The sequence below is a fragment of the Pseudoalteromonas sp. JC28 genome, from assembly GCF_013319255.1.
Classification (GTDB): domain Bacteria; phylum Pseudomonadota; class Gammaproteobacteria; order Enterobacterales; family Alteromonadaceae; genus Pseudoalteromonas.
In genome coordinates this window covers 803,790-829,297 of sequence record NZ_QOKX01000001.1, presented here as the reverse complement: position 1 = coordinate 829,297, position 25,508 = coordinate 803,790, and the positions used below count along the sequence as shown (strand labels likewise).

The 25,508-nt window shown below is 42.3% G+C and carries 23 protein-coding genes; 10 read left to right on the top strand and 13 right to left on the bottom strand.

What is annotated here, in order from left to right; genetic code table 11:
• The first annotated feature begins 44 nt into the window (after nt 1-44).
• Nucleotides 45-629 carry a rhombosortase gene (gene rrtA, locus DS891_RS03555; RefSeq protein ID WP_174168864.1) on the top strand — a complete coding sequence of 195 codons (585 nt, stop codon included), beginning with the start codon at nt 45-47 and terminating at the stop codon, nt 627-629.
• A gap of 25 nt (nt 630-654) precedes the next feature.
• Here the strand turns inward: rrtA and DS891_RS03550 are convergent, their stop codons facing one another.
• The 4 genes from DS891_RS03550 to DS891_RS03535 form a co-directional block, all read right to left on the bottom strand.
• Nucleotides 655-3,138 (bottom strand): prolyl oligopeptidase family serine peptidase, encoded by a 2,484-nt coding sequence (locus DS891_RS03550; RefSeq protein ID WP_174168863.1) that lies wholly within the window; start codon nt 3,136-3,138, stop codon nt 655-657.
• Nucleotides 3,139-3,496: 358 nt separating this feature from the next.
• Nucleotides 3,497-4,645, bottom strand: a complete 1,149-nt coding sequence (locus DS891_RS03545; RefSeq protein WP_174168862.1) for a 5-(carboxyamino)imidazole ribonucleotide synthase — start codon at nt 4,643-4,645, stop codon at nt 3,497-3,499.
• Between the two features lies 1 nt (nt 4,646).
• Nucleotides 4,647-5,129 (bottom strand): 5-(carboxyamino)imidazole ribonucleotide mutase, encoded by a 483-nt coding sequence (gene purE, locus DS891_RS03540; RefSeq protein ID WP_102056812.1) that lies wholly within the window; start codon nt 5,127-5,129, stop codon nt 4,647-4,649.
• 132 nt (nt 5,130-5,261) lie between these two features.
• On the bottom strand, nt 5,262-5,468 hold the full coding sequence (locus DS891_RS03535) for a hypothetical protein (RefSeq protein WP_174168861.1): 207 nt from the start codon (nt 5,466-5,468) through the stop codon (nt 5,262-5,264).
• A gap of 129 nt (nt 5,469-5,597) precedes the next feature.
• Here DS891_RS03535 and DS891_RS03530 point away from each other — a divergent pair, with 129 nt between their 5' ends.
• Entirely contained in the window at nt 5,598-6,122 is a 525-nt protein-coding gene (locus DS891_RS03530; RefSeq protein ID WP_174168860.1) for a TetR/AcrR family transcriptional regulator, read from the top strand.
• 148 nt (nt 6,123-6,270) lie between these two features.
• The gene (gene htpX / locus DS891_RS03525; protein ID WP_010604776.1) at nt 6,271-7,131 is read left to right on the top strand and encodes a protease HtpX; all 861 of its coding nucleotides are present in this window, start codon (nt 6,271-6,273) and stop codon (nt 7,129-7,131) included.
• 43 nt (nt 7,132-7,174) lie between these two features.
• Here htpX and DS891_RS03520 read toward each other — a convergent pair whose 3' ends face one another.
• Complete coding sequence (locus DS891_RS03520; RefSeq protein ID WP_010604777.1) at nt 7,175-7,654, bottom strand: GNAT family N-acetyltransferase; 480 nt, start codon at nt 7,652-7,654, stop codon at nt 7,175-7,177.
• A gap of 115 nt (nt 7,655-7,769) precedes the next feature.
• Between DS891_RS03520 and DS891_RS03515 the strand changes: the two genes are divergently transcribed.
• Entirely contained in the window at nt 7,770-7,973 is a 204-nt protein-coding gene (locus DS891_RS03515; protein ID WP_174168859.1) for a hypothetical protein, read from the top strand.
• 187 nt (nt 7,974-8,160) lie between these two features.
• A complete protein-coding gene (locus DS891_RS03510; RefSeq protein ID WP_174168858.1) occupies nt 8,161-9,666 on the top strand; it encodes a hemolysin in 1,506 nt (501 codons plus the stop codon).
• Nucleotides 9,667-9,913: 247 nt separating this feature from the next.
• On the opposite strand, the gene bioD is transcribed toward DS891_RS03510, so the two are convergent.
• The 4 genes from bioD to bioB are packed head-to-tail and all read right to left on the bottom strand — an operon-like array spanning nt 9,914 to nt 13,571.
• Entirely contained in the window at nt 9,914-10,609 is a 696-nt protein-coding gene (gene bioD, locus DS891_RS03505) for a dethiobiotin synthase (protein WP_174168857.1), read from the bottom strand.
• Nucleotides 10,606-11,385, bottom strand: coding sequence for a methyltransferase domain-containing protein (locus tag DS891_RS03500; RefSeq protein WP_174168856.1), 780 nt, complete (start codon nt 11,383-11,385; stop codon nt 10,606-10,608). The genes bioD and DS891_RS03500 overlap by 4 nt, the downstream gene beginning before the upstream one ends.
• Nucleotides 11,382-12,524, bottom strand: coding sequence for an 8-amino-7-oxononanoate synthase (locus DS891_RS03495; protein WP_174168855.1), 1,143 nt, complete (start codon nt 12,522-12,524; stop codon nt 11,382-11,384). Before DS891_RS03495 ends, DS891_RS03500 begins: the two co-directional genes overlap by 4 nt.
• Before the next feature lie 3 nt (nt 12,525-12,527).
• Nucleotides 12,528-13,571: a biotin synthase BioB gene (bioB, locus tag DS891_RS03490; RefSeq protein WP_010604783.1), complete on the bottom strand. Its 1,044-nt coding sequence runs from the start codon at nt 13,569-13,571 to the stop codon at nt 12,528-12,530.
• Nucleotides 13,572-13,719: 148 nt separating this feature from the next.
• Between bioB and bioA the strand changes: the two genes are divergently transcribed.
• From bioA to DS891_RS03475, 3 genes are all read left to right on the top strand, one after another.
• Nucleotides 13,720-15,009, top strand: coding sequence for an adenosylmethionine--8-amino-7-oxononanoate transaminase (bioA, locus tag DS891_RS03485; RefSeq protein ID WP_174168854.1), 1,290 nt, complete (start codon nt 13,720-13,722; stop codon nt 15,007-15,009).
• Nucleotides 15,010-15,197: 188 nt separating this feature from the next.
• Nucleotides 15,198-16,535: a KamA family radical SAM protein gene (locus DS891_RS03480; RefSeq protein WP_174168853.1), complete on the top strand. Its 1,338-nt coding sequence runs from the start codon at nt 15,198-15,200 to the stop codon at nt 16,533-16,535.
• Nucleotides 16,536-17,120: 585 nt separating this feature from the next.
• Entirely contained in the window at nt 17,121-18,092 is a 972-nt protein-coding gene (locus tag DS891_RS03475; protein WP_174168852.1) for a transposase, read from the top strand.
• A 161-nt stretch (nt 18,093-18,253) separates the two neighbouring features.
• Here DS891_RS03475 and DS891_RS03470 read toward each other — a convergent pair whose 3' ends face one another.
• The 3 genes from DS891_RS03470 to DS891_RS03460 form a co-directional block, all read right to left on the bottom strand.
• A complete protein-coding gene (locus DS891_RS03470) occupies nt 18,254-19,348 on the bottom strand; it encodes an AAA family ATPase (RefSeq protein WP_174168851.1) in 1,095 nt (364 codons plus the stop codon).
• A gap of 93 nt (nt 19,349-19,441) precedes the next feature.
• A complete protein-coding gene (locus DS891_RS03465; protein WP_174168850.1) occupies nt 19,442-21,118 on the bottom strand; it encodes a lactate permease in 1,677 nt (558 codons plus the stop codon).
• 18 nt (nt 21,119-21,136) lie between these two features.
• Nucleotides 21,137-21,778, bottom strand: a complete 642-nt coding sequence (locus DS891_RS03460; protein WP_174168849.1) for a hypothetical protein — start codon at nt 21,776-21,778, stop codon at nt 21,137-21,139.
• Between the two features lie 356 nt (nt 21,779-22,134).
• Between DS891_RS03460 and DS891_RS03455 the strand changes: the two genes are divergently transcribed.
• Nucleotides 22,135-23,094, top strand: a complete 960-nt coding sequence (locus DS891_RS03455; protein WP_174168848.1) for an integron integrase — start codon at nt 22,135-22,137, stop codon at nt 23,092-23,094.
• Nucleotides 23,095-23,366: 272 nt separating this feature from the next.
• On the opposite strand, the gene DS891_RS03450 is transcribed toward DS891_RS03455, so the two are convergent.
• Nucleotides 23,367-23,801 carry an AAA family ATPase gene (locus DS891_RS03450; RefSeq protein ID WP_026000942.1) on the bottom strand — a complete coding sequence of 145 codons (435 nt, stop codon included), beginning with the start codon at nt 23,799-23,801 and terminating at the stop codon, nt 23,367-23,369.
• A 228-nt stretch (nt 23,802-24,029) separates the two neighbouring features.
• On the opposite strand from DS891_RS03450, the gene asnS reads away from it, so the two are divergent.
• Complete coding sequence (asnS, locus tag DS891_RS03445; RefSeq protein WP_010379069.1) at nt 24,030-25,427, top strand: asparagine--tRNA ligase; 1,398 nt, start codon at nt 24,030-24,032, stop codon at nt 25,425-25,427.
• Nucleotides 25,428-25,508 lie beyond the last annotated feature (81 nt).

The window sequence follows — 25,508 nt, the reverse complement described above, 5'->3', positions numbered from 1 at the left end:
AAAGCAATTAGGCACAATATGCAAAAATAATAACGTGAAATCGTATGTTTGAACTGCCAACGAACAAAGAATATCTCATTGGCCCTGTGTCTTTGGCGATATTGTCAACAATACTAATGTTGTTCGGGCTTGGCCCACACTTAGATTTTGACAGGAATGCAATTGCTGATGGCGAAATATGGCGTATTTTGAGCGGCCAGTTTACCCATAGCAATTGGTATCACTTGATGTTAAACCTGCTTGGTATCTTATTTATTTGGCTATTACATGCCGAATATACAAGACTAAGAAAATATTGGCTGAATGTACTTTTTCTTGGCCTCTTTACCGGGCTCATGATCTTGCTATTTTCGCCAAACATTGTTGTATATACAGGCTTGAGTGGCTTATTACATGGGCTTATCGTATGGGGAGCACTTGAAGATATTAAGCGGAAGCTAACAACTGGATATCTGTTGTTTATTGGTGTGTGGGCAAAGGTATGTTGGGAGCAATATGCGGGTGCAAGTGCAGATGTAGCCAAACTGATAGACTCGAGAGTCGCCATTGAAGCACATCTATTTGGTGCAGTTGGTGGTGTGGTTTTAGCTGTTATCTATTTATTTTATAAAACAAAAAAGCCAGCTTAAGCTGGCTTTTTATCCACTCATTTGATTACAAGTTTTCTTTGAACAGCTTGTATATACGACGGTATTCATCCAACCAACTTGATGGCTGCCTAAAGCCATGAGGTTCAACTGGATAAATCGCCGTTTCAAAGTCTTCCTTTTCTAGCTCAATTAGGCGTTGCACCAAGCGCACAACATCTTGGAAAAACACGTTATCATCAACCATAGGCGCATTGATCAGAAGCTTGTTTTTCAAACCTTCAGCATGATAGATAGGTGAACTGCGTTTGTATGCAATTGGGTCTACATCTGGGCGATTAAGGATATTTGAGGTGTACGGGTCATTGTAATAGGCCCAATCGGTGACTGGACGTAAAGCTGCGCCTGCTTGGAATAGATCCGGCTGAGTAAATAGCGCCATAAATGTCATAAAGCCGCCGTATGAACCACCATAAGTACCTACAGCACCACGGTCAACATTAGCGTTGTTCACCATCCACTCAACACCGTCTGCCAAATCTTCGATTTCTGGTTTACCCATATGACGATAGATTGCCGTTCTCCAGTCTCGACCGTAACCTTTAGAGCCACGATAGTCCATATCCATGACGACATAGCCTTCGCTCGCGAGAAGTGAATGGAACATAAACTCTCTAAAGTAGTTAGACCAACCCATATGAGAGTTCTGCAAATAACCCGCGCCATGGTTAAAGATCACAGCCTTACGATTCTTACCCGTTTCGCCTTCTTGATAATCTGCTGGGTAATATACTTTTGCGTAGACAGGCTCACCTTGATGGCTTGAAGGAACCGCAACAATCTTAGGTGCAATTAACTTCTTATTTAAAAATGCATCTGAGACCGTATTAGTGAGTCGTGACACCGCTGCTTTTGGCGCTGCATCCGCCACATAAAGTTCTGGAGGCATCATGATTTTTGAGTGAGTTAACAACAGCTTTTGCTCATCTGGGCTTAGCTGGTAATCTGTCAGGCCATTTAAATCGGTTAACTGCTCATCTTCACCGCTTGCTAAATTGACGCGATAAATTTCGTATAAACCTGGGTGATCTTTATTGGCTTTGTAATAAACAAATTGACTATCGTGGGTTAAGGTTGGTTCAGAAACCACAAACTTCCCTGAAGTCATTGCTTTTGCTTTGCCGTTAAGCGGCTTAACATAAAGCTGGCTATATCCAGTTTGCTCTGAAAGATAGTACAAAGCATCTTGGTTGTTTAACCAGCCAAAATCATTGTAGGTGTAATTGATCCAAGCATTGTCATGTAGGCGGTGCTGAGAAACGAATTGTTGTTTATCAAAATCAACCGTTGCTAACCATCTGTCTTTATTATCCCAAGCACCAAGCATCACTGCGACTTGAGAACCGTCACTATTCCATTGGATAGCGGATTGACTCCAGCCCCATGTGTCGATCAAGTTGATATCACGTGGTGCTTTTTCACTCTTATATGATTCACCTTTGGCCTTAGCATTTTCGCGTTTCACCTCGGCTAGTACATCTTCATCAAAGCCAGGCAAAGTATCATAGCTCAGCGTGACTTGCTCTGATTTTGCTAAATCAATGAAAATAACATCAGAACTCATTGGTTTAGTGTCTGCAACGCGGCGGCGAGCTTTTACCGGATCAATGTCACCGTTTTGGCTCACGTAGTTAGGCATGATGTCAGAGTCAGAACGATTTGGTTTATCATCGGTGATCACGGCGATTAACTTGTCACCAGTAGGTGCTAAGCTAACTGAGATAAGCGTTTTTCCTTTACCAAGATAAAACTGATTATCTTGGATGCTTGCGTTATTCGCTTCTATCTCTTGATTTCTTTCTTCTCGATCTTTTCTGTTTTTGTGCGTTAGCGCGACGAATTGAATCAGTTCGTGTTGCTGCTCAGCGATATATCCATTTGGCTCTTTTACCCCTTCTGGCTTATCCGATAAATGTAACTTTACCAGTTCTTTGGTTAAACCTGTGGCTAAATCGAACGCAAACAGCGTATTGCCTGAACGGTAAGCTAATCGGTTATCACTTAAGAATTGCGGTGCATACTCATAGTTCGAAGAATGAGTAACTTGTGTTAAAGCGCCAGACTTCAGGTTTTTAACGAATATGTTACCCTTAAATTCATAAGATTGTAGCGACCGCTCTTTATTATAAATCGCGTTTGCAGCACCAACGGCATGCAAATCTGACAGCGAAACCGCTTCGCTTGTTTGTGCGCTACTGACTTTAAATAGATCTCTTAACTCTGAACCAGCTTGCTTACGCTTATAGAAAACGGTTTTGCTATCGGCCCCCCAATACGCGCCTTCTGGTTGTCTTCCCAACCAATCAGGATGCGCCATTGCTTGTTTTAGGGTGATCTGCTCACCACCAAAATCAACAGGAGTCGCAACGACTTGTGGGACTGGTGAATTGGCTTCAACTTGTTGTGGTTTTGGGCTTACTTCAGTGGTCTGACAACCAGAAAGGAATAAACCTGAAGCGACTGCCATCGAGATAAGAGAGAGTTTTAACATGTGACTTTCTTATAATAGTTAAATTTGCCTAATTTAAGCAGAAAGCCAGCGGAATATCGACAGATTTAAGATTAAAAGCACAATGGGTGGGACAAAAAAAGGCCAGCATAGGGATGCTGGCCAAATACTCTCTGCGCTCACATAGTCGTTGATGGACAACGAGTATGAAATGAGGCCTATCCGCGCCTCACAATAGTAGACCGCACTATCAGAAAAGAGTTCCAAAAATTACGGTAAAAAAATTAAATTTTTTATATCCAACCTGAGCTCTTCGATAAAGGAATGAGCTAACTCAATAGTTATCAGAAGCTTAGGCTTTTAGTTAACAATGGACCTTTTTTGCTAAAATACAGTAGTACTAATTCAAAATTAATTGCTGAGCGGTTTCCATAACCCCAGGGTAGTCTGCTTTAGGCAAGATGTCAGCAAGCTCTGCCAGTGCTTCACCTAACTTATGCAGTGAGTCAGCTGAAACATTGATATGCCCCATTTTTCTGCCCGGTTTCGCATCTTTGCCATACCAGTGACTGGTTGTCCCCGGAACAGCAAGAACTTGCGATGGAATGTGACTTTGCCCTAAAACATTAATCATCGCGGTTGGGCGAAGCAGCCTTGTATCACCAATCGGTAAACCGGCAACGGCACGAATATGGTTTTCAAACTGGCTTACATGGGCACCTTGTTGAGACCAATGTCCTGAGTTATGTACCCTAGGCGCTATTTCATTAACCAATAATTGACCTTCAACATCGAAAAACTCAATAGCAAGTACACCAACATAATCGAGTGCATTCGCAAGTTTCGCAAATGCGTCTTCCGCTTGCGATTGAATATTGGCTTTCTCTTTCCCGGCAATTGATAAGGTCAGTACACCATTGGTATGCTGGTTTTCAGTCAACGGATAAATTTTACATTCGCCATTTTTTGCTCGCACACCAATAATCGACACTTCACGGTCAAACGGTATCATTTTTTCAGCAACGATAGAGTGAGGCTGTGCTTCAGTGCCTGCTTGCAAAAAGTCGGACATTTCGGCCCAAATACTATCTATTTCAGACTCTGATTTTACTCGCCATTGCCCTTTCCCATCATAGCCTGCCTGACAGGTTTTAACGACCAAAGGCATGCCTAACTCATCAATCGCTGTGAGAAAATGCGCTTTATCCGTAATGATTTTGAAAGGAGCACAAGGCACAGATGTTTTATCTAGTAGTGCTTTTTCTTTCGCGCGATCACCACCGGTGGCGATTGCTTCTGCGCCAGGGTAGAACTTACCGCTTTGTTCGCAAAGCGCTAAAACATCATGTGGAATATGTTCAAATTCGGCAGTGATGGCATCAGCATTGTCAATGGCTTGCTGTAATGACTCTGGTGTTGTTGCAAAGGTAACGGGGTTTATTACCGTTTGACTGCCAACATCATAAGCCAACACTTTTATATCAAGATGAGTTGACGATAGACTCATCATACGGGCTAATTGTCCCGCCCCTAAAACAAGAATATTCATGTTATTTCGCAGGATCTGGATTAGCTAATACCGTTTCTGTTTGTTCTTTTCTGAACGCTTCTACTTTTGCAAAAACCTCAGGCTGCTGACAACCTAAAATTTGAGCAGCTAGCAAACCGGCGTTTGCAGCACCAGCGTCGCCAATCGCTAACGTACCTACCGCAACACCTTTAGGCATTTGGCAAATTGACAGTAATGAGTCCACGCCATTTAGCGTTTTTGATTTTACTGGAACGCCAAGTACAGGCAGACTTGTAAATGCTGCCGCCATACCTGGTAGGTGTGCAGCACCGCCAGCACCGGCAATGATAACTTTGATCCCACGTTCTGCTGCTGTCGAAGCATAATCCGCTAAAAGCTGTGGAGTACGGTGAGCTGAAACCACTTTAGTTTCATAATCAATACCAAATTTATCTAACATTTCAGCTGCATGTTGCATTGTAGGCCAGTCTGATTTTGAGCCCATAATGATGCCAACGGTCATAATAATTCCTCGACTAATTTTGAACGATACAGGGCTAAGGTCCTTCACACCTTAGCTGCGGGCATTATACCTGAGTTCGTCTTTAATGCGAAGAATCAACTTATTGCAATTATCACGCGATGACACCCTGAGTTATTTAGACTCTATCAATTCTTCAATACTTAATGCTTTAGCACGGTTAAAGTGAGAGAAAAACGTTTTAGGACCCATAATTAGGCATAGCACCGCGAGACCACCAGGGATCAGCACAATTTTTAAAGCTGGGCCAAGAATATAGCTGTAAAAAAAGATAAAAGGGATGAATAGAATGTATCCGATGAATAAGCTCAAATATTGCATAACAACTCCTATTGAAATTTAATGAGCACGCTCAATTATAATAATGAGCGCGCTCATTATTTGCAAACTTTATCTCTTAAATAATCTGGAATTGTGCTACACTCTCTTCGCAAATAAAAAGGTAACCATATGAAAAAAAGAGAAATTACGTACAATAAAATTCTCAGTGCTAGTTGGCAGCTTTTTCAAGACAATGGTTTTGAAAACACCACTACTCGGCAAATTGCCCAAGCAGCAAACGTGGCAACGGGAACGGTTTTCTCTCACTTCCCCACTAAGCTCGACATGCTCAAAGTCGCAATGCATAACCAAATAGATGAACTAATTAATGAAGCGAAAACATCAGATGAGCAGCATAGTGCCAGCTTAAAGTTACGCCACTATGCAAAGTATTTATTTACTTTTTATCTTAGCAATAGAGATTTCAGTAAAGAGCTGCTTTGTGGGATTATTTGGCATAGCGAATTCTTTAAGGGGCAACTCAATTTGTTCAAACACTTATTATTCAGTGAGCAGGAATACAATGAGTTGAAAGCAACCGTTATGATGGACTGCTACTTTATGACCTTATTAGAAGGGTTAAGCAATGAGCATAGTTCTGTTGACCAGATGCTGCATTCTCTATCTCAGAAGTTGAAACTGGTTAACCAATAAATTGTATGATGTGTTCTTTCTTTGAATATTCATACGAATTTACTTGTGCTTTTGAACTTCTGACCATATAAAGCATCTAGGACTAGTGTAATAAGCAAGTGCTTGGGAAAAGTTACTTAGTTCCTTATTTTTGTCTAACGAGGTCAAAATGAAACGCGTCATCTTATTCCTTATCACTAACTTAGCAGTGATGCTTGTGTTAGGAATTGTATTATCTATCTTAATGTCTGTGTTTGGTATTTCTAGCCGAAGCTATACAGGCATTATGGTTATTGCTGCCGTATTTGGATTCGGTGGTTCTTTTATCTCTCTTTACATGTCTAAGTGGATTGCAAAGAAATCAACAGGTGCCCATGTTATTGAGCAACCACGAAACGAAACTGAACATTGGTTAGTTTCTACTGTCGCAGAGCAAGCTAAAAAAGCAGGAATTGCGATGCCAGAAGTTGCGATTTACGACAGCCCTGAAATGAATGCGTTTGCAACCGGGCCGAGTAAAAATAACAGCTTAGTTGCTGTGAGTACTGGCCTACTCCACAACATGAATCAAGACCAAGCAGAGGCAGTGCTTGCGCACGAAGTGTCGCACGTTGCAAATGGCGACATGGTTACACTTACCTTGATCCAAGGTGTTGTAAATACCTTTGTTATATTCTTCGCTAAAGTATTGGCGGGTATTGTTGATAACTTCTTGAATGGCGATGAAGAAGAGTCAGGTGGAAGCTGGACATATTTTATTTTTGATATGATATTCCAGATCCTCTTTGGTATTTTGGCTTCTGTTGTTGTCGCTTACTTTAGTCGTAAACGAGAATTTGCAGCTGATAAAGGTGCAGCGGATTTAGTCGGTGCGCAAAAAATGCGTTCAGCATTAGAGCGTTTGAAGCACAACCATGAATCGCAATTAGAAGGCTCAATGATGGCTTTTGGTATTGCTTCAGGTAAGTCTATCGCAGACTTCTTTGCTTCTCACCCGCCACTTGATGAAAGAATTCGAGCACTTTCGTAACTCTTTTCACATTTGTACTAGGGCAACGATTAAGTTGCCCTTTTTATAACTCAATTTTATACAGATTATTTCCAACAGCGCAAAACCCCAAACGCTTGAGTAGGTTTAATGAACGAAGATTATCAGCCGATACATGCGCCAAAACCACATTGAGCTTAAACTCAATCTGGCTTTTGTTTGCAAATAGACAACGTAAAGCTTCAAACATCACGCCTTTACCCCAATAATCAGGCATTAATTCATAGCCAATATGTAGGCCCTCAATATCACCGTCTTCGTGATAGAAACCAATACATCCAATCACCGCTTTAGTGCTTTTACACACGAGGCAAAAACGACCACCTATACCTTCATATTGACGCTCAATATCCATTTGGATCATGCATTTAAGGTCTACTTCAGTGAGGTTATCGCCGTAATCGTTATACGCTTTTACCTGCGGTAAATTAAGTAACGCTAATAACTGCGGATTATCTTTGTGCCTTATGGGCCTGATGACTAGCCTTGGTGTTTCAAATTCCATAAAATGCTCAGGTCTAAGTATCTGCCGCAATGGTAGCACTTATTGCAGCACATATACCTTTCAATATTATGATCGCTTGCATTGCTTTATAATTTAGCATTTTTGGAGAATGAATATGAGTCAAGAGTTCACCGTTATCCCACCAACGACGAAAGTTTACTGCCCAGAGAGAGGTGAAGGCTGGACTTTAACGGGCATTACAGGGATCGATGAAAATGCATCAGTGATATTTTCTGGCGTACGCTATACCATCTCAGCAAAAGAAATTGTTGAGTCATTATTGCCAAACTTTAAAAATAGGCAAGAATCAAATAATTAGTACTTTTTAACTATTTTACTGTTGTAAAAGTGTAAATTATGATCAATTATAGCGCTAGATTGCAAAGTCAATAATGGAAGCGCCCGCCTTAAAGGATTAAGTCATCGCATTGAGTTGGACTCAATTGCGAAGACATTGCTTTGTGTTGTTTTAAGTTACAGGACATACACTTTTTAGGGTTCCTGCTATGTTAAAAGCATCACTCACAACACTTGGTTTACTCTCAACATTACTTTCCACATACACCTATGCAGATAGTTGCCCAGGTCAGGTTTTTGGTATTAACGCTGGCCGCGGCGATATTGGTATTTTGTTTGGCCTAGATGAAGGTGCAGGACAAGCCAGCGCCAATAGTTTAGCCGCTTTTAGTTCGGCAGCACTCGCCTATGATACTAGCAGTGCGCGTTGGTACTATGCATCCGCACCAAGGCCAATCGATTATAAAGTTGATACCAGTCATCTAAACTTACCAGCTGACGCAGATATTCCCATTGAAGGTAAAAAACATCGCTATGTTCAACTGGCATATTTTGATGGAACCTCTCATACCATAGTCGGTAGAACGGCTTATTTGGTGGGATTGGCATATGACAGCACAAACGATAGACTCATTGGAACGAGTTACGATTCTATTTACAGCATAGATAAAAACACAGGCGACGCGACTAAGCTCTCGGATCTCCCCTCATTGGCGGGAAAATACCGCGGCGATCTTGAGTTTTATAATGGCCGCTTAATCCTAGTTACCAGTGCAGCCGTTTACCAAGTTAATACCAACGACTTTTCTGTGACTAAATTATCTGATCACGACCTAACTGCCGTTACAGGGGCAAGCCTTAATAGCAATGGAGAGCTTATTATCAGTCGCGTTATCATTAATGACGCTGGACACACCAACAAAAGCGCGATTTATAAACTAAACCCTGATACAGGAAGCACCTGTTATATCAATACATTACCAATAAGAGTAAATGACCTTGCATATAACCCAAATGGCAGCAGTACATGCTATACCGTTTCTGGTTGCGGCGGTACACCTACACCTCCTTCGCCACCGTCTTTTACGTTAACGAGTATTGAAAACGCGGTTTATGAGGGAAGTACCCTTAGCTATAAAATTACCTTAAGTAAAGCCTTCGAGCAGGATGTCAGCTTTTCGGTGGCGGTCAATGATGTGACAACGCAATCAGATGACTACGTAGCACCACCTACCTCATTGGTAATACCGGCTGGCAGCACAACTGCTACCATTCAAATAGCAACAATAGACGATACTGAGTACACTGGCGATCGGGAACTCTCTTTGAGCGTAACAGGCGTGAGCAATACCTCAGGCAATGAAACCCTATCGGGAAACATACTCGACAATGAAACCGCATGTGTGCCTGACAACTATACGCGGATCAATTACGCGTTCGTCAGAGAAGACTCATTATTCAATAATGACTGGGGTATCAAAGTAAACGGCCAATATATTAAATTGCTTGATGAATACGGCAGTGCCGGCAGCTATGACATCCTTGAAGGACAATCCTTTACCTATGTGCTCGCTATTGATGGTAACAGTAATGCTCTATCAACCAAGTACCAAGTCTCAGGTACCAACCAACGTTGGGAAGATGAAAACGATAACGATTACAATGACTTTGAGGTCAGTGTGACAACACAAACCATTCAAAAAGGTTGTAATTAACAGACTCAAAGCGGCTTACTACCTTTAGAAGCCGCTTTGTTTAACCTGAACTCGGGATAAGAAGTTAGTTAATCCACTAAAATCACTAAGTTCAAAAGCGTAATATCACTCTAGCCAGAAGTTATTTCTTAATACAAGGCAAATTTGTGCGTCAATAGCTGGCCTATTGCAAGCAAATTTAACGCAGTAGTAAGGAATAACAGCTGCTAGAGAACAAATTGTTATCCCGAGTTTAGGTTATTTAATACTAACTGGTGCCTGATTTAAGCTCAAACAACTCTAATAACGCTGAGCGAAGCTGTAGCTTTGGTGTGCCCTCACTGTAAGGCGCTGTTGCAAGCAGCGGACAGTCTAGACGAAGCTTTAAACTTTCAAGGTTTTCTTCAAATACAGACATCTCAGGGTCAATCTGGTTTGCAATCCACCCAACCAAATTCAGTCCTTTTTGCTTGATAGATTCTGCCGTTAAAAACGCATGATTCAAACAGCCTAGCTTCATGCCAACCACTAAAATAACGGGAAGTTGTGCTCTGACGACCCAATCATACAGATATTCGTTGTCGTTAATGGGCAATGCCCAGCCACCTGCACCTTCACATAATATATACTCAGCGCCTAGTTGCTGAATTTCACTAAAGCGCTCATGTAGCTTATCGACTGTGATGTCAACATTTACCTGTCTTGCTGCAATATGCGGGGCAATTGCTGGTGCAAAACAAAATGGGTTAACTTGCTCGTAAGTACCGTGCACCGTCGCAGCTTCCATTAAACTGATAGCATCGACGTTCACTAGTTCACCAAATGCCTCTTCAGCATCCGCCGCAATCGGCTTAAAGCCAAAAGCCTTTTTGCCGTGCTTAGCCAACAGTTTCAGTAATAAAGTAGAAATATAGGTTTTACCTACTTCTGTGTCGGTCCCAGTTACAAAATATGCTTGATTCATTTCCTTAACTCCAAAAATCCGACTTGATAACTGACATCAAAACCATTTTCACTCTCAGGGTAGCTACTCAGCAGCTGAGCGTAAGCTGATTTGCCTAACAAACCTTGTCGACGAGAAGCGGTTTTTACATCGTTGGCACCGATATTTTTTACCGAGCGCAACGCCTTTAACGGTGTGTCATAACTATCAATCAATAACGCTTCATCCGCCCAAGTCACTGCGAATCCGGCCTGTAGCGCAAAAGATTTAAGTGCAGACAGCGAATAAAATGAATTGATATGGCCACACTCATCGATGGCTCGCCATGCGCTATCGATTTCGTTTAACGAGCCGTCAAGCACTGAGCTTAGCAACACTCGTCCTTCTTTTTTTAGTACTTCATACAACTGCGCAAACAACGCTTGCGGGGAATTAGACCACTGAATTGCAAAATTACTAAAGACTAAGTCGATACAATTTGACTGAATAGCGAGTTTATCCATATCACAGCAAACACTATTTGTCGTATTTTCAGCGCTTGCCAACATCGCCAAGCTAAGATCCGCTCCAACATAATGATTCGTGAAGGCGTTTAATCTATGAAAGTTTTCATGTGGCCCGCATCCTAAATCGAGCAACCTAGGAAACATACGCACAGCACCAAGCTCGCTATTTTGCTGTGTCAAACGTGAAAAGAGTACATCTGCGGCCTGTTTTTGTACGTTGGCGTGTTGAGAGTATAATTGCGCGGCTTTTGAAAAACACTTTGCTGTTTGCGTATTTTGTGCTTTGCTCATGCTCCCTCCACTAAGGCCGAAACCAATTTGTCTATATCTTCGTGACTGTGCTGTGCCGTTATTGTTATTCGCAATCGTGCGGTATTTTGCGGAACCGTTGGTGGCCTTATAGCCCCAACCCAAAGTCCCTTTTCCTTAAGTTTATGTTGCGCCGCTAATACATTTTCGCTGCTACCATACACAAGAGGCTGTATGGCCGTATCACTTGGAATGGGAGATAAGTTGGTTTGTGCAACTAACGACTTAAAATAGTCGATGTTTACTTGTAATTTGTGTCTCGCTTCAGATGCAGCAAGCAATTTATTCAACTGGCATAATGCAACGCTTGCCATAATAGGCGACAACGCCGTTGTATAGATAAACTCACGATTAAATTGCGTCATGTAATTTATCACATCATGACTTGCTAATACCGCAGCTCCTTGACAGCCCATCGCTTTGCCAAAGGTGATCACCAAAATTTCAGGTTTAATGCCGCTTTCAATCGTGCCAAGTCCTTGCGCTCCCACAACGCCAAACGCATGAGCGTCGTCGACCATAAGCCACGCAGAATGAGACTTAGCCAGCACACTGATTTCAGATATCGGCGCTTTGTCTCCATCCATAGAAAACACCCCTTCAGTCACAATGAGTTTACTGTCGGCTTTGGTTTTTTCTAATCGAGACCTTAAGTGCGTCAAATCATTGTGATTAAAGCGAACAAACTTAGCGCTACCCGCTAAACCACCGTCTAACAGGCTGGCGTGGTTGAGCTTATCTTGGAACACCGCAGCGCTTAATTGCTTTTCTTGGGGCGTGAACAATGCCTTTAACACACTGGTATTAGCGGCAAAACCGCTTGGAAATAACAGTGCTGCATCATAACCCAAAACGCTGCAAAGCTTATCCTCTAGCTGACGGTGAATATCAAGATAACCCGTAACAAGCGCCGAACTACGGCTTCCGGCTTCAGTGCATGCGAGAGCGTTAAATTCCAACGAGTCTGCAAGTCCCAGGTAGTCATTGCTGGCAAAGTTAATATATTGCTGATCAGCAATTTTAATTCTACTTGCAGAGGCCTTTTCAACCACAATGCGTTTTCTTAGCAACCCGTCAGCGTGACGAGCTGCTAAGGCAGATTGAATATACTCAAACGACATTGATTAGTTGGCTTCGTAAAATAGCTCTGATGTCGCCTTGTCCGCAATTGCAGAGCTTAACGATGCCTCATAGGCCTCATCCGAATAATCTTCACGTTTTTCAGGGTTCATCCCAAGTTTTCTGATGAGGTTCATATCGGCGTCTGCTTCCGGGTTTTCCGTGGTTAATAGCTTATCACCATAGAAAATTGAGTTAGCGCCAGCGAAGAAACACATCGACTGCATCTGTTCATTCATTGCCGTTCTACCTGCAGATAAACGCACGTAACTGTGTGGCATCATGATGCGCGCAACCGCAATAGTACGGATAAACTCAAAGTGATCGAGATCATCAACATTTTCAAGTGGCGTGCCCTTAACCTTAACAAGCATGTTAATCGGTACACTTTCTGGTTGTTTTGGCAGGTTTGCTAATTGGATCAGCAAGCCATAACGATCAGATGCCTGCTCTCCCATTCCTACAATACCACCAGAGCACACTTTCATTCCTGCATCTCTTACGTGATCAAGGGTATCGAGTCTGTCTTGATAAGTTCTTGTCGTGATAATCTGCTCGTAGTATTCAGGTGAGGTGTCCAAATTATGGTTGTAATAATCCAGGCCCGCTTCTCTTAGCGTGTGCGCTTTTTGATTATCCAGTTTACCCAAAGTCATACAGGTTTCTAGACCTAGCTCTTTAACTTCTTTCACCATTTTGGCGATATAAGGCATATCTCTGTCTTTTGGATCAGACCAAGCGGCGCCCATACAAAAACGCGTCGCGCCCTTTTCTTTCGCCAACTTAGCTTGAGTTACAACCTTTTCCACTTCCATCAAACGCTCTCGTTCAAGATCAGTTTTGTAATGACCTGACTGTGGGCAGTATTTGCAATCTTCAGGACAGGCACCCGTTTTGATAGACAGCAAAGTGGAGATTTGAACTTCATTGGGATTGAAGTGTTTGCGGTGAATACTTGCTGCATAAAAAAGTAAGTCGTTAAAAGGCATGGTGAACAGTGTTTTTACTTCTTCATGTGTCCAATCGTGTCTTAGCGCGCCTAATTCCATATTTTCATTCTCTTTTTATTCTTGCCTAAATTTACAACACGAGTATTTTCTAGTGATTAAATTTAGCGCAGTCAAACTGACGGTGATTGGCTTAGTCTACTTCTTAGCTTAGTATTGTCAACGTTACATGCGCCCACAAGGCTTACAAATGAGCAATAAACAGACAATCGATATTGAATTTGATCGCAAGCATATATGGCACCCTTATACATCGATGATTGACCCTCTGCCCGTCTATCCAGCCGCAAGAACATTCGAGAACAAAATTGAGCTTGAAACTGGCGAAACTCTCATTGACGGTATGGCATCCTGGTGGAGTGCTGTGCATGGTTATGGTCATCCAGAAATAATCACGGCGATAAAAAATCAAGCAGACACGATGAGCCATGTCATGTTTGGGGGGCTAACTCATCAGCCTGCAGTGGAGTTATGCAAACTACTTGTGGAGCTAACCCCAGCCCCACTTAATCGAGTATTTCTAGCCGACGGTGGCTCAGTCAGTGTTGAAGTTGCAATCAAAATGGCGATCCAATATTGGTTGAGTAAAGGCAAAAAGAACAAAACCCAAATAATGACAGCCAAAAAGGGCTATCACGGTGATACATTCGCGGCGATGAGCGTTTGCGACCCTGTGAATTCAATGCATGCCATGTACCAAGGCTTTTTACCTGAGCAAGTGTTTGTCGATGCCCCTAAAAGTGAGTTTTACGGCAGCCAAAGCCAAGATGAACTTAACACGTTAGAAACCGCATTTGCTGCTCATCATGAAAAGGTCGCGGCATTTATCATCGAACCGATAGTACAAAATGCAGGCGGTATGAACTTCTACCACCCTGAATATCTCAAGGCGATTCGAGCGCTATGCGATAAGTATGAGGTGCTACTAATTTTAGATGAAATTGCGACTGGATTTGGCCGTACAGGTAAAATGTTTGCCTGTGAACACGCAGGGATCTCACCGGATATTATGTGTGTTGGCAAAGCGCTTACTGGCGGAAACATGACGCTCGCGGCCACTTTGGCAACAGAAGATGTGGCTTTGGGTATTAGCCAAGGCGAAGCGAAAGTGTTAATGCACGGACCAACTTTTATGGGAAACCCGCTAGCGTGTGCTGCCGCAGTTGCTAGTCTCACTATCTTAAAGCGCCAAGAAACAATGGCCAATATTGAACGAGTCGCGAGCGCGCTTAACGCACTCAAGCGCTGTCTTAATCTAAATGCAGTAATAGATGTCAGGGTTCTTGGTGCGATTGGCGTGGTGGAAGTGGAAAGGGTTGTTGATGTTGCAAAAATCCAAAAATTCTTTATCCAGAAAGGTGTCTGGATAAGACCATTTGGCAAGCTAATTTATATTATGCCGCCTTATATCACCTCAAATGAAGATATTGAATCACTCATTGACGCGATTTATATTGCCATTGACGGCGAACACTTCTAAAACACAATAAATTTGGAATTAGGTCTATTTCATGACCTAATTCTAACAATGCAATCTAAAATCATGGCGCATAATCAATAAAATTACGTTATTTCGAACTTTCCTCGCTTTGTACCTGAAATGACATCAATGGTATGTTACCATGCTCGCTTTTATCATTAGCAAATGAGAAAAGAGACATATTATCTATGCAGCAAACCGTCAAATTGCAGCCAGCTGAAGCTTATCAGCCCCCTCGTTTTACTGTTTACCAACACCGCCAAATTGATAAGATTGAGCAATTGGATAAACTACCTGAACACCTTCGCTTTCAAATGAAAGTCGTCGCCAACGTGTTTCCTTTTCGCGTTAATAACTTTGTCATTGAAGAGCTCATAGATTGGGACAAAGTGCCTAATGACCCTGTTTTTCAATTAACTTTCCCACAGCGCGGTATGTTGGATGACGAGTCATACGAGCAAATGGCCAACTTGTTAAGTCGTGAACATACACCAGAAGAAGTGTTTAACCTCGCAACCAAAATTCGTCAAAAGTTAAACCCGCACCCAGCTGGTCAAATGGAAAAAAATGTTCCTGAGTATGAAGGTGAACGCGTAGACGGAATCCAACACAAATATAAAGAAACAGTGTTGTTTTTCCCGTCTCAAGGACAATACTGCCACTCATATTGCACTTTCTGCTTCCGCTGGGCGCAGTTTGTTGGAAAGGCAACTCGCTTCAATAATAACGACGCCGAGCTGCTCCACAACTACTTAGCCGAACACACTGAAGTGACCGATCTATTGATGACTGGTGGCGATCCTATGGTAATGCGCACCGTTAAATTGCGTAAATACCTGGAGGCGCTAAAAGAACCAAGGTTTGACCATATTCGTACCATCAGGATCGGTACTAAATCTCTCACTTTTTGGCCGTTTAGATACGTCACCGATCCGGACGCACAAGAGTTGTTAGCCTTACTAAAAGAGCTGGTTGATGCTGGAAAGCATGTGTCAATCATGGCACACGTTAACCACAAACAAGAACTGCGTACTGAAGTCACACGTGAAGCGATTAAACTCATCCGCAAAACAGGTGCACAGATCAGAACACAAGCACCGCTTTTAAATAATATAAACGTAGACGCTGACATGTGGGCTGACATGTGGAAAGAGCAAACACAGCTTGGCATGATCCCCTACTACATGTTTATCGAGCGTGATACCGGCGCTAAGCGTTACTTTGAAATCCCGTTACATAAAACGTGGGAAACTTTCCGTGAAGCTTATAAGCAAGTCTCTGGTGTGAGCCGCACAGTTCGAGGCCCTTCAATGAGTGCAGGTCCTGGAAAAGTTGAAGTGTCTGGCGTAACCGAAGTCGCGGGCGAAAAAGTATTTGTGCTGCGCTTTATTCAAGCTCGAAACCCTGACTGGGTGCAGCGTCCATTCTTTGCCAAGTTCGACGAGAATGCCCACTGGCTGGATGACTTAAAGCCAGCATTTGGCGAAGAGAAGTTTTTCTGGCAGGACGAGTACGACGCCATGTAAATGTAAAAATATCAAAAAGCCAGCAAATTTCTGGCTTTTATTTTATCTGGCGCATTTAAATAACCTAGTGTTTGAATAAGATACGAGCTAACTCATTGCTTTTAAAATCACAGTGAATTATTTCCTTATCTAGCCAGATAGTTTTGCAGATAACTGGCTGCTAAAAGCATTAATTTGAATAATGTTTAACTGTATCTATCAGGTTTGATTGCTAGGAATTAATCAAATATGACATCGCTTAAGGGCCAAACTGGGCGGTTCAACAGCAACACCATATCTTAAAACCAATTGCGATAAAGGGCACTCGACTGACTCGTATTTGGACAAAACGAGTTGGGAGAACGTCTGTATTAGGTGAGTTTCGCATAAAGATTTCTATGGCGCGAAGTTAATAGCCTTGTTAGTAGCTATGTCCAAAGCGCCCACCTGATATGAATTAAACGAATCAGCATCTGGTTTTCTTCTTGATACTTTTCTTCGCGACAAGGAATATTACAAATCGCTGACACCCACCTCTAATTTGCACCTTCCTAAGATACCACCTAAGCTTTAGCTCTGCACTCAATGGATTGAGGAAACCAAACTATGGCAACTGCCCGTAAAAGACAAATCAGTTTAACCGACACCAAATACTATCACTGTATCTCCCGTTGCGTAAGGCGGGCGTTTCTGTGCGGTGAAGATAAATTTACTGGAAAATCATATGAACACCGCCGGGATTGGGTTGAAGAAAAGCTCCTGATCTTAGGGTCTGTGTTTTGTATTGATGTCTGTGCTTATGCCGTGATGAGTAATCACACCCACATTGTTTTATATGTTGATGATAAAAAGGCGAAACGTCTGTCGGATGAAGCAATTGTGATGCGGTGGCACAAGTTGTTTAAAGGTAATTGGGTAAGCCAAAAATTTACTGAAGGTGAGCCACTCAATGAGTCGGAGCAATTGATACTAGATGAGCTGGTTGATAAGTACAGGGGAAGACTAGCGGATATTAGTTGGTTTATGCGGGTGCTTAACGAAGACATCGCCCGCCGAGCAAATATAGAAGATAACTGTACAGGCCGATTTTGGGAAGGACGATTTAAATCCCAAGCATTACTGGATGAAGCAGCACTGGCTGCTTGTCTCGCTTACGTAGACTTGAACCCCATTAGAGCCAAAATCGCCGCAACGCCTGAAACCTCAGACTACACCAGCATCAAAAAGCGAATTGACCATGCGAAATTAGGTAAACAGCCAAAAAGCCTACTACGATTTGCTGGCAGCCCACGAAAACATATGCCAAAAGGACTGCCTTTCGAGCTCAAATCCTATATTGAGTTGGTTGAACTCACAGGCCAATGTATTCGCGCCGACAAGCGAGGCTATATTTTTGAGTCACAACCCATATTCACTCGACTAAATATAGAGCCTGAGAACTGGATAAAACTCACCACGCAATTTTCTCGGGTATTTCACGGTGCAGTTGGTCGAGAGCGGACAATAACCGCTTACTGTGAAACACTGCAAAAACGACGACGGACAAACCTAACAAACTGCGAGCGCTTGCTGGCTTAGCAAAACTCACATTCTCAACTCTAGAATTTCATACTGCTGTATTTACAGCGCTTTGTCGTGCACGATAACCCAGTTTTGGTGAAGAGATTCGCCTGAGCGCTAAAAATTAGTCTATCGATGAACGTTTTTGACCAAAGTGATTGAAGTATTTTTATACTCTTTTACTTCATCTTCTTAGCTTTGATGCTAATTGTGATGGGTGTCATTTGTTTTATGCGCCTGTCACGATCAATAACGCCGTACACCTCTAAGTGGTGAATTTGTGGGTTTGCTTTCAGGGCTTTTACTGATTGGATAACCTGAGTACAGCTTCCGCGAGGTATCACAAGGAAATTAGGTAAGAGTTCTCGATAGAGAGAAACATCATAACTTCCATTTTCACCTTCAACTAAAACTACGGGTTTCCTGCTACCTAAAACCTCAATCAGAAGATCACCGGGGAGGTCCTCATCTTGATTTATCTGCTCCCACTCCCATTTGGAGCCATCGAAAGATTTTAGCCACACCATTTTAGCAGCAGACTTAGCTGCTGCAAAATCCACATCATGGGTAAGATAGACGAATAAGCAGTCTTCACGCTGTTTTTCAATAGCATCCCATAAAGGCGCTTGTATTGATTTATGCAGGTGCAACTCAGGCTCATCGATTACAATAATTCCATTTTGGGGCGCTGCTAAACACTGACCTATTAAATAAAATATTACCCTTTCGCCATCTGACATCTCGGATGAGTTATAAAGCTTGTCCTCATGACCCTTAACACATGTTTGTGTTCTTAGGCCACCGATGATTAATTCCCGATGAGGTAGAATTTCTTCCCACAGTTCTTTTACACGATCAATCTTTGTTACAGGAGGCTCAACACGACCATCATTAGCTTTACATTCCCTCTTGAATTTAGCGTTTTCCTCTGTCTCATCGGAAAATAGGTAAACCATAAGTTTTTGATAATCGTTTAGAGGCTGAGTCGCCGGCTTTTCTTTAAACTTGTAGCTTTTGTGATGATATGACCATTTAGGGTTGCCGAACAACAAGTCTTTTTCAGCCAGCTCTATCGACTGAGGGGTTATAGAATCCGGCAAAGCCAAGGATTTTTGAGCCGATATGCGGTGAACACTATCCTTCTGCGGTGAAGTTATTTCTATCCATGTACCTAGCCGAGTTTTACCCGAGCCATTCGCGCCGATTAACAATAGGCTCTGGGACGTTTCTATCTCTTCATTATCATTTTCTCTTGGAAGTACAAGCTTTTTCATATATTACGTTGCCTATTTCTGATCGGGGCATAACGCTGCGCTCACCGGTAAATTGCGAGCGCAACGAGTAATTTATCCGCGTGCAGCGCCTTGTTAGCTGCTTTGCGGCAATAAGAAAGAGCTTTCACCAAGAAACTCATCTATTTCTTCGGAAATGCGGTCGCATTTCTTTAACTTTTCATCGATATCCTTATCAAGATTTTCTAATATGAATTTGGTTTCCTGAGCCTTGATAACGCCAAGAATATCCATTTTATCTATTAAATAAGCGACCAAAGACATTGCGATAGCGGTTAATGACCCAACAATTACCGCTGTTACAATAGGGGCAAATGGCACGAGAAATGGCACGCCTAGAATAAGTTTATCAATGACTTCTTCGAGTGCTACGCCAGCAATAACAACACCTCCAGCTGCAATTAGCTTCATAGCCTCGTGCATTGTCTCTGCAAAACTCATGTCAGCAGGAGGAAAAAGTATGAGCTTCAGCGCTTTTAACAAGGAAAACACACCTTCTCTTATCATCCTAACAAATCGCTTAGCGGTAGTTACAAACATATTTACCAGCGTTGTAATTAGGTTTGATATAAAACCTGATATAAATCCAGCAGAGAAACCTTTTACCACACCCTTCCATTTGCCAGCAATGTTTCGGCCAATTCGAATCAAACGAACTTTGATGTCCTTATATAAACTCTCGCCTTCAAAGCCATTATTGTATGCGTCTTTTATTTCAACAATTGCACTTGAAAAAAACTCAACCAAAAGATACCCAAATGCTTGTTGAACTCCCATTTTGGCACCCTCAACAGCTCCTGTGCTGACAGTGTTTTTAATAAACTTTTTGCTTGTGTAGTATTCTTTATTGATAGTGTCATCGTACTCTTCCCTAGCTTCTTTTTCTTTCTCGCGCATCAATTTAGGATCAACATCATCATGTCTTTTAAGTCTCTCTAGCTCTCTCTTCTCTTGTCCTGTGAGGTCTTGCTTATTAGAAAGCTCGTCAATACGGGCTTTTCGCTCGGGAGCTGTGCGCTCCAGTTTCGCTAGGAATTCTTCTGTCGTTAACTTACCTTTACCGCTTTTATTATTAATATGCTCAGAAGTTGAGTTTAAGTTAGAATCCGCATTTGCAGCACCTGGGCCGTCAATTTCGGCCAGTATACGACCAGGATCGTTATGCACTTCACTTGCTGGGATTTGATGATCAAGGTGCCTATTTTCATTTACCCCCATTACATTGCCTGTATAAGAATCAACGAGTTTACCTTCGTCTTGTAAATTTGAATCCGCTTCGTTTCTAGCTTTATAGTCTTTATGGCCATGGTAATTACTGGAATTGTATTCGCCACGGTCATCGTAGCGTTGCTTTTCTTCTTGAGTTGCATAAACTCCAGCTCTGGCATTATGAACTGTATCTACATTCCCTCCAGTTTTGTCATAAGCACTTATTATTTTTCCAAGCCCAAATGGACCTGCGATCGATGATATGACGCCGCGCTTCGTTTCATCTATAAGCTGCTCCAATCGATCTTTGTGGAATGAAGCCCTAAGTTCGGAAAGCAAAGTCTCGACCTCTTCGGCATTTACCTCCACAGAAACGTTAAGATCAGTTGAATAACCAAGGCTTGTCACACGATCGCTATTGATGCCTTGACGAAGAAGCTTGTCGACCAGTTCTTGATCAGTAACGCCACGAACGAACGGCAGAGACTGATTTTTCTTTATTAATTCTTTCCTTTTTTTAAAACGATCAATTCTGCCGCTCATTATTTATTACTCCATGTATTATGCTGCTTTAAGTTGATTCCAAGCTTGAACAAACGCCTCTTCTTCTGGCTTTATGCCATCTATTTCCATGACAAATCTGATTAATTCCTCATAGACATCTAAAGACATACCAGAGGATTTTGCCAGCAAAAATGCTTCTTCAACACTAGGTGGATTATCATAAATATTTTGAATTTTTTCTTTTACAGCCTGAGGAATATTTTGAGCCATCATTCCCTTAACAAACTCACCAATTTCTTCACGCTCATTATCAGAGAAGTCATCATCGCACGCCGCGCAAGAGACCCCAACAGCTTCCATGGCAATAATAGCTTTGAAATGCTCATCATGAGACTTGAGTTTCTCTAGTGCTTGAGAAAGCTTGTTAACAAGTTTTTCTATCTCCAAAGCATTTTCAGCCTTTCCTTCAGCTCTTCCTTGGTCTTTGATCTGCTCCTTCTCCTTATCATCACTGTCAGCCACGGCAGCGCCAACAACCCCTCCCGCAACACCAGCCCCTACTGCGGCTGCAATAGTTCCTGCACCTGTGAGTGAAGCGATCAAAGATGCTCCACCCAATAATGAGCCTCCACCTGTAAATGGTGCGGCAGCAACCGCGCCAACACCAACAGCTGCACCTGCTAAGATCTTGCCCCACATATCTATTTTCCTTTTTTAGAGTTAATTTAAATACACATATTTTGATTTAGGCAGCTAACATTTTATTCGTGCGCATGCGCGTTTACCTCGTTGGACCAGTGAAAATGCGCACAGTTAACTATCAGTATGCAAAGAACTTATCAGCATTCTGCTAAATATACCATCTGGAAAAATGCGCATGCGCGTTTCCAAAACCTATTATTTCAAATCGAAGATACATAACCTTTTGATAAACAATAATATCTTTAATTTATTCATGCATAAACGCGCAAAAATTTTTTCATTATTTCCCTTGATATCCGAGAATTTCAGATAATACTGTATGTATATACAGCAATATGAGCTAAGGAGTTACCATGAGTCTAAAAAGCCCATTTCTGAAAGGTCTTCAGGAAGAAATGCGTATGCGTGGTTACAGCATTAGAACAGAAAAAACCTACCTATATTGGATTAAGGCATTCATTAACTTTCACCACAAGCGTCACCCTGAGACAATGGGAACGGAAGAGGTTACACAATTTTTAACCTTCCTTGCCAACCAACGAAATGTGGCTATCAACACACAAAAAATTGCACTTAACGCGTTAGCCTATTTGTATCAGAAGCTTTTGCACCATGAGCTTGGGGATTTAGGTTTTTGCTATGCCACTAAACAAAGATATTTACCTACAGTGTTATCCCCATCAGAAATCTCACTAATACTAAATGAACTTGATGGCCGTGATAGACTAATAATAGAACTACTCTATGGTAGCGGACTAAGAGTTTCAGAATGCCTCAGGTTACGTATCCAAGATATTGATATTGATAGAGCTTCGCTGACCGTTAGAGACGGTAAAGGGCATAAAGATAGGCAAACCATCCTCAGCAATAGATGCTCAAAAAAGCTCACTACATATATTGAAATGGCTATTAAGATTCAACAGGATGACAACCTTCACGGGATAGGTCCATCTCTGCCAAATGCAGTAGAACGCAAGTATCCCAACGCGTTTAGGCAGCATGGGTGGATGTTTATTTTCCCTTCCAGCACTACTTGTATCAATCCTTATACAGGAACACTTTGCAGGCACCATTTACATCAAAGTGTTATTCGTAAAGCGCTCGGGAATGCCGTGCGTAATATTCAAATAAATAAACGCGTCACCTGCCATACGTTTAGGCATAGCTTCGCAACCCATTTGCTTAAAGCTGGTCGTGATATAAGAAGTGTTCAAGAATTACTGGGCCACAATGACGTTAGTACCACACAAATCTATACACATGTACTTGGCCAACATTTTGCGGGTACAACTAGCCCGTTAGACACAATATAAATGTCAGAGCCCTTTCGAAACTCAGTAGCATTACGAAAATTGGGTCAACTGAAGCTAAAAAAGTTGGTTGCACATCACACTGCTGAATAGCAATGGGGCAGGAATGAGCTAACTAAACGGCCGCTATGTAGAATAAGGCTAACATTGACGACCGTCTCTTGTTTGCTCTAAGGTGAAGTCTAAACCCGCTCTTTTTAACTGTAAGATCGGATATGATACTACCCTGTTTAACATACACGAGCGTTGTTAGGGTTACTCTACCCTAAGCTTGATCACCATTCGAAAAGGTGGGCCATTTTTGAAATTGTTTTCAAGCCAATGCCATGGCTATTACGCTTGGCATATAAGTGCTGTAGGGATTTATCTTTAATTTCACCGACAATGACTTCTTTCACTTGATAACCCATTGCCACAGCAGCTGACGCATAAGCAACAAACTCCCATTTCTTGATATTGGTGTTATCAACAACGACCAAAGGGATACCTTCAGCTAAGGCGTTAATAAACCGGGCTAAGTTTAAGTTGTGATATTCTGAAAGGCGTTGTTTTTCAAAATGATACTCGCCGTTTTCATTAAGAAAATAATCATCGGTTGAACAGATAAAATACTGTGTTTCATCGCCGGAGACTAGGTCGTCGGCTAGCGTTTGCGCATAATGCGATTTTCCAGAGCCAGGTAGACCCCTCAAAATAAAAACTTGTTTCATCGAGTTTTGAACGTCACTGTTAGTATTAATAAAGCTATTTTTATCATCGAACATTCATAATGCCACAGTCCGACTGTTTTTTCATGGCTTTTACTCATTCTTTTCAGCCCAGTTTTTTGCATTTCAGTGTTTTTTTATTTGTCCATCGCAGGTAAGATACGGCTTACATGACGATAAGACACTCTGTCTTTTAATTTACAAATAAAAAATAAATCATTTGGAGTAAAGATGAGCCACACAGCGATAACGGAGCTACTAGCAGGCACCGTTGCGGTTGACAGCCAAGTAACAGTAAAAGGCTGGATCCGTACACGACGTGATTCAAAAGCAGGTATTTCATTTCTAGCCGTTCATGACGGTTCTTGTTTTGACCCTATTCAAGCCGTAGTCCCTAATTCGCTGAATAATTATGACGAAGTGACTCGTCTTACTGCTGGGTGTTCAGTAGCGGTGACTGGTGTGCTTGTACAATCACAAGGTCAAGGTCAATCTTTTGAGATCCAAGCGAACAGCGTTGAGGTATTAGGCTGGGTTGAGAATCCAGATTCATACCCAATGGCTGCAAAACGCCACAGTATTGAATACTTACGCGAACATGCGCACCTTCGCCCTCGCACTAATGTTATGGGCGCGGTTACGCGTGTACGTAACTGTCTTGCACAAGCTATTCACCGTTTTTATCATGAGCGTGGCTACCAGTGGATCAGCACGCCTATCATTACCGCAAGTGACTGTGAAGGCGCAGGCGAGATGTTCCGTGTATCTACACTTGATATGAACAACCTACCACGCACAGACAAAGGCGATGTAGACTATTCAGAAGACTTTTTTGGTAAAGAAGCATTCTTGACCGTATCGGGTCAGCTTAACGGTGAAACATACGCCAGTGCCCTTTCAAAAATCTATACTTTTGGTCCAACATTCCGTGCTGAAAACTCAAACACTTCTCGTCACTTAGCAGAGTTTTGGATGGTTGAGCCTGAAGTGGCATTCGCCGACCTTAACGACATCGCAGCGCTTGCAGAAGACATGTTGAAGTATGTGTTTAAAGCAGTACTTGATGAACGTCGTGATGATATGGAGTTTTTCGCACAGCGCATCGAAAAAGATGCCATTACTCGCCTAGAATCATTCATCGATAAAGACTTTGCTCAGGTAGATTACACAGATGCTATCGAAATTCTAAAAGCATGTGATAAAGAGTTTGAATTCCCTGTTGAGTGGGGCGTCGACTTACAATCAGAACACGAACGTTACCTTGCTGAAGTACACTTTAACGCACCAGTAGTTATCAAAAACTACCCTCGTGATATCAAAGCATTCTACATGCGCCAAAACGAAGACGGTAAAACCGTTGCTGCTATGGACGTCGTTGCGCCTGGTATTGGTGAAATCATTGGTGGCTCACAGCGTGAAGAGCGTTTAGATGTGCTAGATGCGCGTCTTGAAGAGATGGGCTTAAACAAAGAAGATTACAGCTGGTACCGCGACCTACGTAAGTATGGAACAGTGCCTCACTCAGGCTTTGGTCTTGGCTTTGAGCGCTTGGTTGCTTATGTTACTGGCATGGGCAACGTACGTGACGTTATTGCCTTCCCTCGTACTAAAGGCAGCGCGACTTACTAAAACGTCACAAACTCAGCTTTGCTAAAAACGCTCCCTTTTATGGGAGCGTTTTGCATTGTGCGTTTAGAGAGCTCTCATGAT

What these genes read in the sequence shown, in the direction of transcription:
- rrtA (WP_174168864.1), top strand. Translation starts at nt 45, where the DNA reads ATGTTTGAACTGCCAACGAACAAAGAATATCTCATTGGCCCTGTGTCT.
- DS891_RS03550 (WP_174168863.1), bottom strand. Translation starts at nt 3,138, where the DNA reads ATGTTAAAACTCTCTCTTATCTCGATGGCAGTCGCTTCAGGTTTATTC.
- DS891_RS03545 (WP_174168862.1), bottom strand. Translation starts at nt 4,645, where the DNA reads ATGAATATTCTTGTTTTAGGGGCGGGACAATTAGCCCGTATGATGAGT.
- purE (WP_102056812.1), bottom strand. Translation starts at nt 5,129, where the DNA reads ATGACCGTTGGCATCATTATGGGCTCAAAATCAGACTGGCCTACAATG.
- DS891_RS03535 (WP_174168861.1), bottom strand. Translation starts at nt 5,468, where the DNA reads ATGCAATATTTGAGCTTATTCATCGGATACATTCTATTCATCCCTTTT.
- DS891_RS03530 (WP_174168860.1), top strand. Translation starts at nt 5,598, where the DNA reads ATGAAAAAAAGAGAAATTACGTACAATAAAATTCTCAGTGCTAGTTGG.
- htpX (WP_010604776.1), top strand. Translation starts at nt 6,271, where the DNA reads ATGAAACGCGTCATCTTATTCCTTATCACTAACTTAGCAGTGATGCTT.
- DS891_RS03520 (WP_010604777.1), bottom strand. Translation starts at nt 7,654, where the DNA reads ATGGAATTTGAAACACCAAGGCTAGTCATCAGGCCCATAAGGCACAAA.
- DS891_RS03515 (WP_174168859.1), top strand. Translation starts at nt 7,770, where the DNA reads ATGAGTCAAGAGTTCACCGTTATCCCACCAACGACGAAAGTTTACTGC.
- DS891_RS03510 (WP_174168858.1), top strand. Translation starts at nt 8,161, where the DNA reads ATGTTAAAAGCATCACTCACAACACTTGGTTTACTCTCAACATTACTT.
- bioD (WP_174168857.1), bottom strand. Translation starts at nt 10,609, where the DNA reads ATGAATCAAGCATATTTTGTAACTGGGACCGACACAGAAGTAGGTAAA.
- DS891_RS03500 (WP_174168856.1), bottom strand. Translation starts at nt 11,385, where the DNA reads ATGAGCAAAGCACAAAATACGCAAACAGCAAAGTGTTTTTCAAAAGCC.
- DS891_RS03495 (WP_174168855.1), bottom strand. Translation starts at nt 12,524, where the DNA reads ATGTCGTTTGAGTATATTCAATCTGCCTTAGCAGCTCGTCACGCTGAC.
- bioB (WP_010604783.1), bottom strand. Translation starts at nt 13,571, where the DNA reads ATGGAATTAGGCGCGCTAAGACACGATTGGACACATGAAGAAGTAAAA.
- bioA (WP_174168854.1), top strand. Translation starts at nt 13,720, where the DNA reads ATGAGCAATAAACAGACAATCGATATTGAATTTGATCGCAAGCATATA.
- DS891_RS03480 (WP_174168853.1), top strand. Translation starts at nt 15,198, where the DNA reads ATGCAGCAAACCGTCAAATTGCAGCCAGCTGAAGCTTATCAGCCCCCT.
- DS891_RS03475 (WP_174168852.1), top strand. Translation starts at nt 17,121, where the DNA reads ATGGCAACTGCCCGTAAAAGACAAATCAGTTTAACCGACACCAAATAC.
- DS891_RS03470 (WP_174168851.1), bottom strand. Translation starts at nt 19,348, where the DNA reads ATGAAAAAGCTTGTACTTCCAAGAGAAAATGATAATGAAGAGATAGAA.
- DS891_RS03465 (WP_174168850.1), bottom strand. Translation starts at nt 21,118, where the DNA reads ATGAGCGGCAGAATTGATCGTTTTAAAAAAAGGAAAGAATTAATAAAG.
- DS891_RS03460 (WP_174168849.1), bottom strand. Translation starts at nt 21,778, where the DNA reads ATGTGGGGCAAGATCTTAGCAGGTGCAGCTGTTGGTGTTGGCGCGGTT.
- DS891_RS03455 (WP_174168848.1), top strand. Translation starts at nt 22,135, where the DNA reads ATGAGTCTAAAAAGCCCATTTCTGAAAGGTCTTCAGGAAGAAATGCGT.
- DS891_RS03450 (WP_026000942.1), bottom strand. Translation starts at nt 23,801, where the DNA reads ATGAAACAAGTTTTTATTTTGAGGGGTCTACCTGGCTCTGGAAAATCG.
- asnS (WP_010379069.1), top strand. Translation starts at nt 24,030, where the DNA reads ATGAGCCACACAGCGATAACGGAGCTACTAGCAGGCACCGTTGCGGTT.